This is a genomic window from Klebsiella terrigena, assembly GCF_012029655.1.
Lineage (GTDB): Bacteria > Pseudomonadota > Gammaproteobacteria > Enterobacterales > Enterobacteriaceae > Klebsiella > Klebsiella terrigena.
This window is the reverse complement of sequence record NZ_CP050508.1, coordinates 3,664,227-3,678,662: the sequence shown is the minus strand read 5'-3', so window position 1 is coordinate 3,678,662 and position 14,436 is coordinate 3,664,227. Positions and strand designations below refer to the sequence as shown.

The window sequence follows — 14,436 nt, the reverse complement described above, 5'->3', positions numbered from 1 at the left end:
GAGGGCGCGGCCAGAGAGGGGAAACTACTCTTTCTGCGCCACGGCGCGGGCGCCGTAGCGCGCGGTGGCGGAGACGGCGACGCGATCGTCGCGGGCAATCCAGCGGTAGGCGGCGCCGCTCAGGAAGACGCCGATAAACCAGCTAAAGTTGGCGACCTCATGCAGGGCGGGGATAAAGCTGATAACCAGACCGATAGCCACGGAGGGCACCAGTGCGGCGATGGCCTTCGGGTTAAAGCCGTTGCGATACCAGTATTGTCCTTTCGGCGTATCGTCAAACAGATCGTCCACCGAGATTTTCCCGCGCTTAATCAGGTAGAAGTCGACCAGCAGAATGCCGAACAGCGGGCCGATAAACGCCCCCAGCACGTCGAGGGTGTAGTGGATAAGCTCCGGGGAGTTAAACAGGTTCCACGGGGTGAGCAGGATTGAACCCACCGCGGCGATCATCCCGCCGGTACGGAAGCTGATTTTCTGCGGCGAGCAGTTGGAGAAGTCGAAGGCCGGGGAGACGAAGTTGGCGACAATGTTGATCCCGATGGTCGCGGTGATCATCGTCAGCAGGCCGATGGCCACCGCCAGGTCGTTGCCTACGCGGCTTACGGTTTCAATCGGGTCGGTTATCATCCGGCCGAACAGCGACTGCGTCCCGGAGACAATCACCACGGTAACGATAGAGAACAGCAGGAAGTTGAACGGCAGCCCCCAGCGGTTGCCGCGGCGGATTTCACCCATGCTTTTGCCATAGCGCGAGAAGTCGCCAAAGTTAAGCAGCGGGCCGGAGAAGTAGGAGACCACCAGCGCGGTCGCGGTGATCATCTGCCAGGTTTGCTCCCCGGCGCTCAGCGACTTGCTGGCGAGGGTAAAGGAGATCCCGTCGAAGCCGGTCTTGTATACAATCCAGCCCGCCAGCGCCAGCATCACCACGTAAACCGCCGGACCGGCGATATCAATGAAGCGCTTGATGGCGCTCATCCCGTGCCAGAACACCATCGCCTGCAGCAGCCACATGGTGGCGAAGCACAGCCAGCCAAGATGCGACAGCCCGAGGAAGCTGCTCGCGGTGAGCGTCGCCAGCGACGGCCAGAACTTTAGCATCACCAGCATCAGCGCATTGGCGGCCAGATAGGTCTGGATCCCGTACCAGGCAAAGGCGATAAGCCCGCGGATCACCGCCGGAATATTGGCGCCGAAGACGCCAAACGCCTGGCGGCAGATCACCGCATAGGGCACGCCCGCCATCTGGCTCGGCCGGGCCACCAGGTTGGCACACAGCTGGACAATACAGATGCCGACCAGCAGGCACAGCAGCACCTGCCAGCTGGCTAAGCCGAGGGTAAAGAAACTCGCCGCCACGACGTAGCCCCCCATGCTATGCACGTCCGACATCCAGAAGGAAAAGATGTTGTACCAGCTCCAGTTCTGGTCGCGCGTCGGCGCCAGATCCTCGTTGCACAGCCGTGGACTGTAGCCGGCGCTGGAGCCCGTGGCCTTAACCTGATGCGTATTTTGTGAATGTGGCATGAAACCTGCTCCTCTTGATGAAACCCCTGAATATGGATTGCTGAGGCTGTTGCAGGAATTAGGCCAAAATAGTTAATCTTGTATGCAATATTTAATTTTTATGTATACAGTTTGATGTCGAAACGTGAATACGGAGCCGGTTAATGAGTCACGAAAATCGTCTGCACGCCGCGCCAGGCCTGCAGGACAAGGATGAAGCCATCTATCAGGCGCTGATGACCGCCATCGTTGAACACCAGCTGCCGCCGGGCAGCAAGCTGCCGGAAGAGGCGCTGGCGGAGGTCTTTGGCGTCAGCCGCACGGGGATCCGCAAGGTGCTGCAGCGACTCGCCGCTGTGCAAATGGTCACTCTGACGCCCAAGCGTGGTGCACAGGTTGCCAGCCCCACGGAAGAAGAGGCGCGGGAGATCTTCCGCACCCGAGAGCTGCTGGAGGTCGCCAATCTGCCCGACGTGCTGGCCCGCTGTCAGCCGCCGCATCTGGCGGCGCTGGAGGCGATTATTCGCCAGGAGCAGCAGGCGCATGAGGCCTGCAACGGCCCGGCAGCGATCCGCTACTCCGCCGAATTTCATATTCAGCTGCAGGCGATCTCCGCCAACCAGGTGCTTACCGAGATGGTCACCCGCCTGAGCCAGCGCTCGTCATTAGCCGTTGCGGCATGGGGATCGCCGTGGCGACAGGGCTGCCGCTGCGACGATCACGGGCAGCTGATCGGGCTGCTGCGCGCCGGGGAGCTGCAGCCGCTGAGCGCGGCGCTGACCCACCACTTTGCCCATATCGTTGCCAGCCTGCGCTTTGACACCGCGGGCGTTTCCCTGCCCGATTTCGCCCGGCTGTTTGCCGGCTACAAGGAGTCGTAATGTCCTCTGTTTGTATACAAGTGATTAATCCCAACACCAGCCGCGCCATGACCGAGACCATCGGCGCCGCCGCGCGGGCGGCGGCCGCGCCGGGGACCGAGATTGTGGCGGTCTGCCCGACGGAGGGCGTGCCCTCCATCGAAGGGCACTTCGATGAAGCCATCGCCGCGGTCGGGGTGCTCGAACAAATTAAGGCCGGGCGCCAGCAGGGGGTCTCGGGTCACGTGATCGCCTGCTTTGGCGATCCGGGGCTGCTGGCGGCGCGGGAGCTGGCGCAGGGGCCGGTGGTTGGCATCGCCGAGGCGGCGATGCATATGGCCACCCTGGTCGCCACCCGCTTTTCCATTGTCACCACGCTGCCGCGCACGCTGATTATCGCCCGCCACCTGCTGCACCAGTATGGCTTCTACCACCACTGCGCCGGGCTGCACGCTATCGATCTGCCGGTGCTGGCGCTGGAGGACGGCAGCGGTCGGGCGCAGGAGCAGGTACGTCAGCGCTGCATTCAGGCGCTGAAGGAGGACGGCTGCGGGGCGATTGTGCTGGGCTGCGGCGGGATGGCGACGCTGGCGCAGGAGCTCACTCGCGAGCTGCATGTACCGGTCATCGACGGCGTCAGCGCGGCGGTAAAAATGGTCGAGTCGCTGGTGGCGCTCGGCCTGTCGACCAGCAAGCAGGGCGACCTGGCTTTCCCGGAAGCAAAAAATTTAGGCGGCAGGTTTCAGTCATTTAACTGATGGTGATGAATAAAGAGGTGGGAGATGGATCAGCAGTCAGCGCTTTTTAATCAGGATTATCCTCGCGATCTGCGCGGCTATGCCGGCCAGACGCCGCGCGCGCCGTGGCCGCAGAATGCGCGTATCGCCGTACAGTTTGTTTTAAATTATGAAGAGGGGGCGGAAAACCACGTCCTGCACGGCGACGCGGGCTCCGAGCAGTTTCTCTCCGACATTATCGGTGCGGCCAGCTACCCTGACCGACATATGTCGATGGACTCGCTGTATGAGTACGGCAGCCGCGCCGGGTTCTGGCGCATTCACCGCGAGTTCAGCCAGCGCGGGCTGCCGCTGACCGTGTTCGGCGTGGCGATGGCGCTGGCGCGGCATCCCGATATCGTGGCGGCGATCAAAGAGGCCAACTACGACGTGGTCAGCCACGGCTGGCGCTGGATCCACTATCAGCATATGGATATCGAGACCGAGCGCGCGCATCTGCAGCAGGCGGTGCAGGTGTTAACCGATCTCTTCGGCAGGCCGCCCACCGGCTGGTACACCGGGCGCGACAGCCCCAACACTCGCCGGCTGGTGGTCGAGCACGGCGGCTTTGATTACGACAGCGACTACTACGGCGACGATCTGCCGTTTTGGGTCGAGGTGCCGTGCGGCGACGGTTCGCGTAAGCCGCATCTGATCGTGCCCTATACCCTCGATACCAACGACATGCGTTTTGCCACCGCGCAGGGGTTCAATACCGCGGAGCAGTTTTATACCTACCTCAAAGATAGCTTTGACGTGCTGTATGAAGAGGGGCGCGAGGCGCCGAAGATGATGTCTGTCGGCATGCACTGCCGCCTGCTGGGCCGGCCGGGGCGCTTTCGGGCCCTGCAGCGCTTCCTTGATTACGTCCAGCAGCATGAGCAGGTGTGGGTCTGCACCCGTCAGCAGATTGCCGACCGCTGGCGGGAAACCTATCCGTTTCGTCGCTAGCCGATAGCCGGGCCGGAGTTCGCTCCGGCCCGGCTACGGCTGCCGCGTTCATTAGCTCATCAGGCTCACCTGGGCGGCGACAATGCGCCAGCCGAAGGGAAAACGTACCCAGGTCTGCTGCTGGCGGCCCACGCGATCGCTGCCCTCACGGGTGAACTCGGTGCTGCAGACAGCGTAATCCTCGCCGAAGCTGACGATCACCGTGTGGCGCAGCTCGCGCTGGAGTCCGGCCGCCGGACGGGCGGCGCGGAAAGCGCGGATCTCGTCGGCACCGTAGAGATTCTCCCCGGCGCCGAGGCGCACCGTGCGCTTATCCTCCCAGAACAGCTCGTCGAGCACCGCGACGTTGTTGCTGACCAGCGCCTCTTCATAGCGATAAAAGGCGGCCGTGACCTCGGCCAGAACGCGAGGCCGGTTAATATTGTCCTGATCGATCATGCTATTACCTCCGCAAGGCTGGCATCGGTCAGCCCCATCTCTTCCAGTACGCGCGCCGCCCGCAGGCAGGCCTGTTCATTAAACGGGGCCGCGATCAGCTGCAGGCCAATCGGCCGCCCGGCGGCGCTGCGCAGCGGCACCGTGGTGACCGGCAGGCCCACGAAGGAGATGGGCTGGGTGAGCATCCCCATGCTGGCGCGAACCGGCAGCTGCTGGCCGTTGATCTCCATGGTCTGCTCGCCAATGAGCGTGGCGCTGCACGGCGTTGCCGGCGCGATCAGAATATCGGCGTGGGCAAACAGCGCCTGGAACGCCCGCTGGGCGTGGCGGCGAAAGCGCTGGGCCTGAATATACCAGCTGGCCGGGACCATCGCCCCGGCCAGCAGCCGCTCCCGGGAGTGGGGCTCGAAGCGCTCCGGCTCGCGGCGCAGGGCGGGCAGGTAGTGGTTGCCGCCTTCGGAGGCGCTGATGATAAACGCCGCCGAGCGGGAGAGCTCGGCTTCGGGGAACTGCAGCTCCTCGCGGGCGTCGAGCGCCTGCGCTACCTGGGCGACGGCGGCGCGGGCGTCGTCATCGCACCAGCGGCTAAAATAGCCGCCGAGTACCGCGCAGCGCAGGCCTTCGAGACCGCGCGGCAGCAGGTTGCTGGTGCGCTCGCTGGCCTTATCGGCCTGGAAACCGTCGCCGGGATCGCGCCCCTGCAGCGCATCGTAGACCGCGGCGAGGTCGCCGACGCTGCGGGCGAGGGGGCCGATGTGGTCGAGGCTGGCAACAAACGGATGGCTGCCGGATCGCGACAGGCGGCCAAAGGTCGGCTTGAGGCCAAAAATACCGCATAAGGAGGCCGGCACGCGGATGGAACCGTTGGTATCGCTGCCCAGCGCGAACTGCACCAGCCCGGCCGCTACCGCCGCCGCCGAACCGCCGGACGAGCCGCCGGCGATGCGCGCCAGGTCGTGCGGGTTACGCGTCGCGCCGTAGTGGCTATTTTCGGTGGTAAAGCCGTAGGCGTAGGCGTCCATATTCAGCATCCCTGACAGCAGCCCGCCTGCGGCGTGGAGCTGGCGCACCGCCCAGCCGTCGGCCGTGGCGGGGGCGCGTTCGCTAAACAGCCGGGCGCCGGCGAGGGTGGTCTGTCCGTAAACATCGAACAGATTCTTTACCGCGTAGGGGACTCCGGCCAGCGGCGGCAGCGGCTGCTTGCCCCGGCGCAGGGTATCAATGCTGTCCGCTTCGGCCAGCATTCGCGCTTCCGTCACCGTGGTCCAGGCGTTGATGTGCGGGTTGACCCGCGCAATGTCGTCCAGAGTCCGGCGGGCGATCTCCCGGGCGCTGAGCTCCCCGGTCTGCAGGGCGCGCTGGATCTCGCTAATCGTCATTTGGCTAAGCGTCATGCTTTATACACTCCGGCGATTTCCAGGCGTTCGTCGAGGGGGAAGGCCATCAGCGGTTCGGCCATGGCGGCGATGCGGCTGAACTGCAGCTGAAGTTCGGCGCGGCGGGTTTCATCCAGCTCCAGGCCGAGGATCTGCTCCATTTGTGCCAGGTACGTGCTCCAGTCGAGCGTCACTTTTTGCATGCTGAACTCCTAATAACCGGCGGCTGAGCCGTTGCTGCGCGGATCGGATGCCCCTTCGAAGAGGCCATTTGGATGACGGACGATGGCGCCGGCGTGGCCCATGGCCTCGCTGAAATCGTCCAGCACTTCGACCTCATGACCCAGCGCCCGCAGGCGGGCGATGCTCTGCGGCGTAAAGCGGCCCTCCAACTTCAGCGAGTCGGAGGTTTGTCCCCAGGTGCGGCCCAGCAGCCAGCGCGGCCGGGAGATGCTCTCCTGCAGCGGCACGCCCTGCAGGATGTAGCGGGTAAAGAGGGCGGCCTGAGTCTGCGGCTGGCCGTCGCCGCCCATCGAGCCGTACACCATCACCCGGCCGTCGCTGAGGCGGGCCGCCGCCGGATTAAGGGTATGGAACGGCTGCTTGCCGGGGGCCAGCGCCAGAAGATGCTGCGGATCGAGGCTGAACGAGGCGCCGCGGTTCTGCCAGACAATCCCGCTCTCCGGCAGCACCACGCCGCTGCCGAACTCGTGGTAGATACTCTGAATAAAGGAGACCGCCAGCCCGCTGTCGTCCATGACCCCCATCCATACGGTATCGCCGGGACCTTTGCCGGCGCCCCACGGGGCGGCCTGCTGGTCGCTGACCTGCTCAGCCAGCGCCTGCAGCGCCGCCGGTTCCAGCAGGCTCTGAATATCGACATCGAGGTGGCGCGGGTCGGTGATATGGGCGTCGCGCAGGCTAAAGGCCAGCTTGGTGGCCTCAACGATGCGGTGGACGGTCATCGCCTCGTCGGCCTCGGCCATCGCCAGGCGATCGGTAATGCCGAGAATGGCCAGCGATACCAGCCCCTGGGTCGGCGGCGCGAGGTTCCACAGCTCGCCGTTCTGATGGGTCAGTTTTAGCGGCGCAGGGCGGCGGGCGCGGTGCTGGCGGAGATCGTCGAGGGTGACGGGCAGTCCGTACTGCGCCATGCCCGCGGCCAGGGTTTCAGCCAGCGGGCCGCGATAGAAGCTGTCCAGCCCCTCGTCGACCAGCCGCCTGAGGGTGTTGGCCAGCGCGGGCTGGCGAAAGCGGCTGCCGGCAACCGGCGGCTGGCCGTCGACCAGAAAGGTTTCGGCAAATCCCGGCAGCGAGCGGAGCTCGGCAAACTTGCCGGCGGTGGCGCTGGCCTGGGATGCGGTGACCGGGATCCCGTCGCTGGCGTAGCCGATAGCGTCTTCCAGCAGACGCGCCAGCGGCAGCGCCTTGCCGCTCAGGGAGTGCGATACCCGGAGCGCTTCGTCCCAGCCGCTGACGGTCCCGGCGACGGTCAGCGCGGCGCGCGGGCCGCGGTGCGGGATCTGCCTGAGGTCGGAATAGGCCTCCGGCGTCGCCCCCGAGCCCGCCGCGCCGCTGGCGTCTATTGCTATCGGCTCCCCTTGGGGAGGGACGATGAGCCAGAAGCCGTCGCCGCCGAGCCCGTTCATATGCGGATAAACCACGGCGATGGTGGCCGCCGCGGCGACCATTGCTTCGATTGCGCTTCCGCCTTCGCGCAGTACGGCAAGCGCGCTTTGGCTGGCCAGGTGATGGGGGGCGACCGCCATCCCGCGGGTGGATACATGACTGTGCATTCGTTGTCCTCGTGACGCGATGTATTCTCTCAGGGTGCAAAAGCCGTTCCACTTCTGAACCCAAAGTTTCATTCCCTGCCGCCGGCGCTTTTTGCCGGAGTGGCACGCATCGTGAAAGGAGAGATATTCAAGGTCATACGCGCCGCGGATCGGGTATTAACGGCGACAACAGCGCGAGACGCAGCGCCAGCGCATAGGCAACGCGGAATATGACGGGTATAGTGCGATGAAACAAAAGTTACAGGGGCCTTATGCAACAGCTTGATGAACGACTCAAAGGGCAGTACGCCTCCCTGTCGCCCCAGGAGCAGCGGGTGGCGGATTTTATTTTCGATCACTTTGATGACCTGATTAGCTACAACAGCGCCGAGCTGGCGCAGCTGAGCGGGGTGTCGAAAGCGACGGTGAGCCGCCTGTTCAAGCGGCTGGGGTACGAGAAGTATAAGGATATGCGCGACGAGCTGCGCACCCTGCGCCAGAGCGGGATGCCGCTGACCGATAACCGCGACGCGGTGCAGGGAAACACGCTGCTGGCGCGCCATTATAAGCAGGAGATGGCCAACCTGACCCAGTGGGTCAACGCCCTCGACGCGCGCCAGTTTGCCGAAGCGATTAACGCGATGGTGAGCGCCGAACGGGTGGTCATCGTCGGCATGCGCAACGCCTATCCGGCGGCGCTGCACCTGCGCCAGCAGCTGCTGCAGGCGCGCGGTCAGGTGCAGGTGCTGCCCCAGCCGGGGCAGAGCCTGAGCGAGGAGCTGGTGGACCTGTCGGCCAGTGACGTGGTGGTGGTGATGGCCTTTCGCCGCCGCCCGCGCCTTATTCGGCCGCTGCTGCAGCAGCTCCAGGCCAGCGGCGTGCCGGTGCTGCTGATGTGCGAGCCGCAGGCGCACGGCCTGTTCCCGCTGGCGCGCTGGCAGCTCTGCGCGCCGCTCGATAGCGTCTCGGCCTACGATAGCTACGGCTCGGTCAACAGCCTGATCAACCTGCTGGCCAACGCTTTTCTGCATGAGATCCTCGATAAGGGCCGCCCGCGGATTCACGATATCGCCACCCTTTATCAGCAGCTGGACGAGCTCGAACAGCGATAATGGGGCGTCAGTCTGGTGCTTTGCATTATTTTAGTGCGGATTTCCAGCGGTGAGAGAAGGCGATATTGCCGCGCATTCTCTCTCTCTTCCTTGTTTCATCACTCTTTTATGGCATCTTCCGCCTCGGCAGCGGCGCGGCGTATATCTGGCACATTAGTTGCAGAAGTTTATTTAAAGAATCTTTTGTTTCATACTAACGTAACGGGTAAACATCATGAAAAAACTGTTGATCGCACTGGCCGGGGCCGCCTGTCTGTTTACGCAAATGAGCGCGGCCAGAGCCGACCAGCTGCAGGATATCGAAAAGCGCGGCGTTATCCGTATCGCGGTGCCGCAGGATTTCCCGCCGTTTGGCTCGGTGGGCACCGATCTCCAGCCCCAGGGCTATGACATCGATATGGCGCGCTACCTGGCAAAGCAGATGAAGCTGAAGCTGCAGCTGGTGCCGGTAACCAGCGCCAACCGGGTGCCCTATCTGCAGACCGATAAGGTTGATCTGGTGATCTCCAGCCTCGGCAAGAATGCGGAGCGCGAGAAGGTGATTGCGTTCAGCCGCGCCTACGCGCCGTTCTTCCTCGGCGTTTTCGGGCCGAAGGGGGCCGAGCTGAAGGATGCGGCGGCGCTGAGTGGCAAAACCGTCGGCGTCACCCGCGGGGCGGTGGAGGACATGGTGCTGAGCGAGCTGGCGCCGAAAGAGGCGCAGATCAAGCGCTACGAGGATAACAACACCACGCTGTCAGCCTACCTCTCGGGGCAGGTGCAGTACCTGGCGACCGGCAACCTCGTGGTGGCGGCTATCTCCCGGCAAAATGCGCAGAAGGCGCCGGTACCGAGCTTTATGCTGAAAGATTCGCCGTGCTTTATCGGCCTGAAAAAGAACGAGCCGGCGCTGAAGGAGAAGGTGGACGCGCTGATTGAGCAGGGCGTTAAGGACGGCACGCTCAACGCGCTGTCGCAGCAGTGGCTGAAAGCGCCGCTGCCCGCAGGCTTTGGCGCATAAGGCCCCGGCATGACGGAGCAACTTCATTTTTCTGAGCTCTGGCCACACTGGCCAGAGTTGCTGGCGGGGCTGTGGGTCACCGTGCAGCTGACGGTGCTGGCGACGGCGGGCGGCCTGGCGATAGGCATTTTCGGTGCCGCCATTCGCAGCGGGCGGGCGACGTGGTTCAGCCGCATCTGGGGCGGCTACGTGGAGCTGATACGCAATACGCCGTTCGTAGTGCAGCTGTTTTTTATCGTCTTTGGCCTGCCCAACCTGGGCTTAAAGATGACCGCCGGTGAAGCCGCGCTGCTGGCGATGGTGATCAACCTCGGGGCCTACAGTACCGAGATCGTGCGCGCCGGGATTCAGGTGACCCCCAAGGGACAGTGGGAGGCCGGGCGCGTGCTGGGGCTGAGCCGCACGCAGACCTTTATCCAGGTGGTTCTGCCGCCGGCGCTGCAGCGGATTTATCCGGCGCTGGTGAGCCAGTGCATCATCGTGATGCTGGGATCGTCGGTGGTTTCGCAGGTTTCCTATGAGGAGCTGACCTTCGCGGCGAACCTGATCCAGTCGCGAACCTTCCTCAGCTTTGAGGTCTATCTGGTCACCACGGGGATCTACCTGGTGCTGTCGATAACAATGCGCCAGCTGCTGATGGCAGCAGGGCGAAAATGGCTGGGAGTACGGGCATGATGGTCACCTTTACCGACTGGGACATTATCCGCAATCTGCTGCTGGCCGGGCGCTGGACGGTGCTGCTGTCGCTGGTGGCGTTTCTCGGCGGCGCGCTGGTGACGCTCCCGCTGCTGCTGCTGCGCCTCACCGGCGGCCGCCAGGTCAGGCGGCTGATCCGCGGCTACGTTGAGCTGTTCCAGGGAACGCCGCTATTAATGCAGCTGTTCCTCGCCTTCTTCGGCGTGGCGCTGTTCGGCATCGACGTCTCGCCGTGGACCGCCGCGTCGATGGCGCTGACCTTCTACACCAGCGCCTTTTTACTCGATATCTGGTTCGGCAGCATCCGCGCGCTGCCGAAAGGGCAGTGGGAGGCCTCGCGCTGCCTGGGGCTGAACTTCACCCAGACGCTGTGCCGGGTCGTTGCGCCGCAGGCGCTGCGCATCGCCATTGCCCCGACGGTGGGCTTCGCGGTGCAGGTGGTAAAAGGTACCGCCCTGGCGTCGATTATCGGCTTCGTCGAGCTGACCAAGGCCGGGACGATGCTGACCAACGTCACCTACCAGCCGTTTAAGGTCTTTGCGCTGGTGGCGCTGGGCTACTTCATTCTGTGCTACCCGCTGTCCCGCTACAGCCGCTATCTGGAGAACAAATTCAATGCCTCTCATCACCATTAATCAGATGCAGAAGTACTACGGCGACAACCACGTGCTCAAAGGCGTCGATCTGGATATCGATATGGGCGAGGTTATCTCGATTATCGGCCGCAGCGGGTCGGGAAAAAGCACGCTGCTGCGCTGCATCAATGGCCTGGAAGGGTATCAGGACGGCAGCATTAAGCTGGGCGGGATGACCATCACCGACCGCGATTCGCAGGCCCGCGAGATTAGCCGCTCCGTCGGGATGGTGTTCCAGAACTTTAACCTGTTCCCGCACATGACGGCGCTGGAAAACGTGATGCTGGCCCCGCGGCGGGTGCTGAAAAAGAGCGCCGCCGAGTGCCGCGAGCTGGCGCGGCAGATGCTGGAAAAAGTGGGGCTCGGCGACCGCCTGGACTACTATCCGGCCAATCTTTCCGGCGGCCAGCAGCAGCGGGTGGCGATTGCCCGGGCGCTGGCGATGTCGCCGAAGGTCCTGCTCTGCGACGAGATAACCTCGGCGCTGGACCCCGAGCTGGTTGGCGAAGTTCTCAAGGTCCTTGAGCAGCTGGCCGCCGAGGGCATGACGCTGATCCTCGTGACCCATGAAATGAATTTTGCCCGTGAAGTGGGCGACCGCGTGGTGTTTATGCATCAGGGGCGCGTCTGGGAGCAGGGCGACAGCAAGACGCTGTTCGCCAACCCGCAGACCCTCGAGCTGAAGCAGTTTATCTCCTCCGTGCGCGGCTTAAATCAATAAGGAATTAACGATGGATATCACTCAGTTTTCGCAAATTAACCCGCCACCGCGCCTGCTGATGGGGCCGGGACCGATCAACGCCGACCCGCGCGTGCTGCGCGCCATGTCGAGCCAGCTTATCGGCCAGTATGACCCGGCGATGACCCACTATATGAACGAAGTGATGGCCCTATATCGCGGCGTGTTTCGCACCGATAACCGCTGGACGATGCTGGTAGACGGCACCTCGCGCGCCGGCATCGAGGCGATTCTGGTCTCCGCCATCCGTCCCGGCGACAGGGTGCTGGTGCCGGTATTTGGCCGCTTCGGTCACCTGCTGTGCGAAATCGCCCGCCGCTGCCGCGCCGAGGTCCATACCATTGAGGTGCCGTGGGGAGAGGTCTTCAGCCCGCAGCAGATTGAGGACGCCATCCGGCGCGTCCGCCCGCGCCTGCTGCTCACGGTGCAGGGCGATACCTCCACCACCATGCTGCAGCCGCTGGCCGAGCTGGGCGAAATCTGCCGCCGCCACGACGTGCTGTTCTATACCGATGCCACCGCGTCGCTGGGCGGTAACGCCCTCGAAAGCGATGCCTGGGGGCTGGATGCGGTATCGGCGGGGATGCAGAAGTGTCTCGGCGGCCCGTCCGGGACCTCGCCCGTGACCCTGAGCGCGCGGATGGAGGAGGCTATTCGTCGCCGCAAGTGCGTAGAAGAGGGGATTCGCACCGAGGCCCATCTCGACGGCGTTGATGAGGCTATCTACTCCAACTACTTCGATCTCGGCATGATCATGGACTACTGGGGGCCGGAGCGCCTCAACCACCATACCGAGGCCACTTCGGCGCTGTTCGCCGCCCGCGAATGCGCCCGCCTGATCCTTGAAGAGGGGCTGGATAACGGCATTGCCCGGCATAAGCTGCACGGCGATGCGCTGCTGAAGGGGATCCAGGCGATGGGGCTGGAGACCTTCGGCGACCTCAGGCACAAGATGAACAACGTCCTCGGGGTCGTTATCCCGCAGGGGATCAACGGCGACCAGCTGCGTAAAATCATGCTCGACGATTTCGCGATAGAGATAGGCACCTCATTCGGCCCGCTGCACGGCAAGGTATGGCGTATCGGCACGATGGGCTACAACGCGCGCAAGGATTGCGTAATGACCACCCTCAGCGCCCTGGAGTCGGTGCTGAACCACCTCAAGTTTGCCACCACCCAGGGCGCCGGCATGCAGGCGGCATGGGATCACTACCGCAGCGAGACTCCGCAATGAGCCAGACGGTACGCCAGCAGGCGGAGTGGGCGCAGGCCGCGGCGCGGGTGATGGCGCGGGCCGACGAGCTGGCCGCGATCAGCGAAAGCGCCGATGCGCTGACCCGGGTCTATCTTTCACCGCAGCATCTGCAGGCTAACCAGCAGGTCGCCCGCTGGATGAGCGAGGCCGGGATGCGCGTCTGGCAGGATAGCGTCGGCAATATCTGCGGCCGCTACGAAGGTGAGCAGGAGGGCGCGGCGGCTATTTTGCTGGGTTCGCATCTCGATACCGTGCGCAACGCCGGGCGCTACGACGGCATGCTGGGGGTGCTGACGGCGATCGAGGTCGTACACAGCCTCTATCTGCAGGGACGACGGCCGGCGCGGGCGATTGAGATTGTCGGCTTCTGCGACGAGGAGGGGACCCGTTTCGGCATCACCCTGCTCGGCAGCCGGGGGGTGACCGGCACCTGGCCCGAGGGCTGGCTGGCGCAGACCGACGCCAAAGGCATCAGCGTGGCGCAGGCGATGGCGCAGGCTGGGCTCGATCCGACGCGGGTCGCGCGCTCTGCCCGCCGGGTGGAGGAGATTGCCGCCTATCTGGAGCTGCATATTGAGCAGGGGCCGTGCCTCGAACAGGCGGGGCTGGCGCTGGGCGTGGTTGAGGCGATCAACGGCGCGCGTCGCCTGAACTGCCGTTTTCTCGGCGAGGCGGGCCACGCGGGGACGGTACCGATGAGCCACCGCCGGGACGCGCTGGCCGCCGCCGCCGAATGGATGACGCTGATTGAGAGCCGTACCCGCCAGCAGGGGGGCAACCTCGTGGCGACGGTGGGCACCCTGCACTGCGCGCCGGGGGCGGTCAACGTGATCCCCGGCGAGGTCACGCTGAGCCTTGATATTCGCGGTCCGCACGAGGATCCGCTGGAGGCGCTGCTGGATACGCTGCTCGACGATGCGCGGACTATTGCCGACCGCCGCGGCCTGCAGTTTGGCTGCGAGGAGTTCTACCGGATTGCGGCCACCGCCTGCGATCAGCGGCTGCAGCAGGTGCTGAGTACGGCCGTGTGCCGGGTGCAGGATTGCTCCCTGTCGCTGCCGAGCGGCGCCGGACACGACGCCATCGCGATGGCCGAACGCTGGCCGGTAGGCATGCTGTTTGTCCGCTGCAAAGGCGGCGTCAGCCATCACCCGGCGGAGTCGGTGACGACGGCGGACGTTGCGCTGGCGATCGCCGCGTTTAGCCAGGCAACCCTCGCCCTGAGCGATATGACCTGACGCTCTTCCCCCCCGCGTTGGCGCCGGAAAACCGGGGGGATGTGTAAAGAAATTAGCACTAAATGCTAAAAATACCGCCGGC

The 14,436-nt window shown here is 64.2% G+C and carries 15 protein-coding genes; 10 read left to right on the top strand and 5 right to left on the bottom strand.

What is annotated here, in order from left to right:
• Positions 1-24: 24 nt before the first annotated feature.
• Positions 25-1,524 (bottom strand): NCS1 family nucleobase:cation symporter-1, encoded by a 1,500-nt coding sequence (locus HCK03_RS17320; protein WP_115193183.1) that lies wholly within the window; start codon positions 1,522-1,524, stop codon positions 25-27.
• Positions 1,525-1,667: 143 nt separating this feature from the next.
• Between HCK03_RS17320 and HCK03_RS17315 the strand changes: the two genes are divergently transcribed.
• Genes HCK03_RS17315 through puuE form a run of 3 tightly spaced genes read left to right on the top strand, consistent with a single transcriptional unit; the run spans position 1,668 to position 4,090 of the window.
• Positions 1,668-2,384 carry a GntR family transcriptional regulator gene (locus HCK03_RS17315; RefSeq protein ID WP_123707359.1) on the top strand — a complete coding sequence of 239 codons (717 nt, stop codon included), beginning with the start codon at positions 1,668-1,670 and terminating at the stop codon, positions 2,382-2,384.
• Positions 2,384-3,121: an allantoin racemase gene (hpxA, locus tag HCK03_RS17310; RefSeq protein WP_041144878.1), complete on the top strand. Its 738-nt coding sequence runs from the start codon at positions 2,384-2,386 to the stop codon at positions 3,119-3,121. Before HCK03_RS17315 ends, hpxA begins: the two co-directional genes overlap by 1 nt.
• 24 nt (positions 3,122-3,145) lie before the next feature.
• On the top strand, positions 3,146-4,090 hold the full coding sequence (gene puuE, locus HCK03_RS17305; RefSeq protein ID WP_143716985.1) for an allantoinase PuuE: 945 nt from the start codon (positions 3,146-3,148) through the stop codon (positions 4,088-4,090).
• 51 nt (positions 4,091-4,141) lie between these two features.
• On the opposite strand, the gene hpxZ is transcribed toward puuE, so the two are convergent.
• Genes hpxZ through hpxW form a run of 4 tightly spaced genes read right to left on the bottom strand, consistent with a single transcriptional unit; the run spans position 4,142 to position 7,700 of the window.
• Positions 4,142-4,528, bottom strand: a complete 387-nt coding sequence (gene hpxZ, locus HCK03_RS17300) for an oxalurate catabolism protein HpxZ (RefSeq protein ID WP_041144880.1) — start codon at positions 4,526-4,528, stop codon at positions 4,142-4,144.
• Positions 4,525-5,922 (bottom strand): AtzE family amidohydrolase, encoded by a 1,398-nt coding sequence (locus tag HCK03_RS17295; protein ID WP_167691954.1) that lies wholly within the window; start codon positions 5,920-5,922, stop codon positions 4,525-4,527. The genes hpxZ and HCK03_RS17295 overlap by 4 nt, the downstream gene beginning before the upstream one ends.
• A complete protein-coding gene (gene hpxX, locus HCK03_RS17290) occupies positions 5,919-6,107 on the bottom strand; it encodes an oxalurate catabolism protein HpxX (RefSeq protein WP_041144882.1) in 189 nt (62 codons plus the stop codon). Before hpxX ends, HCK03_RS17295 begins: the two co-directional genes overlap by 4 nt.
• A gap of 9 nt (positions 6,108-6,116) precedes the next feature.
• Positions 6,117-7,700: an oxamate amidohydrolase gene (gene hpxW / locus HCK03_RS17285; protein ID WP_167691953.1), complete on the bottom strand. Its 1,584-nt coding sequence runs from the start codon at positions 7,698-7,700 to the stop codon at positions 6,117-6,119.
• A gap of 251 nt (positions 7,701-7,951) precedes the next feature.
• Between hpxW and hpxU the strand changes: the two genes are divergently transcribed.
• The 7 genes from hpxU to hpxK all read left to right on the top strand — a co-directional run bounded on the left by hpxU (position 7,952) and on the right by hpxK (position 14,354).
• Complete coding sequence (gene hpxU / locus HCK03_RS17280) at positions 7,952-8,791, top strand: MurR/RpiR family transcriptional regulator HpxU (protein ID WP_167691952.1); 840 nt, start codon at positions 7,952-7,954, stop codon at positions 8,789-8,791.
• A 214-nt stretch (positions 8,792-9,005) separates the two neighbouring features.
• A complete protein-coding gene (locus HCK03_RS17275; RefSeq protein ID WP_041144885.1) occupies positions 9,006-9,791 on the top strand; it encodes a transporter substrate-binding domain-containing protein in 786 nt (261 codons plus the stop codon).
• 9 nt (positions 9,792-9,800) lie between these two features.
• The gene (locus tag HCK03_RS17270; RefSeq protein ID WP_041144886.1) at positions 9,801-10,466 is read left to right on the top strand and encodes an amino acid ABC transporter permease; all 666 of its coding nucleotides are present in this window, start codon (positions 9,801-9,803) and stop codon (positions 10,464-10,466) included.
• Positions 10,466-11,122, top strand: a complete 657-nt coding sequence (locus tag HCK03_RS17265) for an amino acid ABC transporter permease (RefSeq protein WP_041147572.1) — start codon at positions 10,466-10,468, stop codon at positions 11,120-11,122. Before HCK03_RS17270 ends, HCK03_RS17265 begins: the two co-directional genes overlap by 1 nt.
• Positions 11,103-11,843, top strand: coding sequence for an amino acid ABC transporter ATP-binding protein (locus HCK03_RS17260; protein ID WP_041144887.1), 741 nt, complete (start codon positions 11,103-11,105; stop codon positions 11,841-11,843). The genes HCK03_RS17265 and HCK03_RS17260 overlap by 20 nt, the downstream gene beginning before the upstream one ends.
• 10 nt (positions 11,844-11,853) lie before the next feature.
• Positions 11,854-13,095: a pyridoxal-phosphate-dependent aminotransferase family protein gene (locus tag HCK03_RS17255; RefSeq protein ID WP_041144888.1), complete on the top strand. Its 1,242-nt coding sequence runs from the start codon at positions 11,854-11,856 to the stop codon at positions 13,093-13,095.
• Positions 13,092-14,354 (top strand): allantoate amidohydrolase, encoded by a 1,263-nt coding sequence (gene hpxK / locus HCK03_RS17250; RefSeq protein WP_167691951.1) that lies wholly within the window; start codon positions 13,092-13,094, stop codon positions 14,352-14,354. The genes HCK03_RS17255 and hpxK overlap by 4 nt, the downstream gene beginning before the upstream one ends.
• The last annotated feature ends 82 nt before the right edge of the window (positions 14,355-14,436 follow it).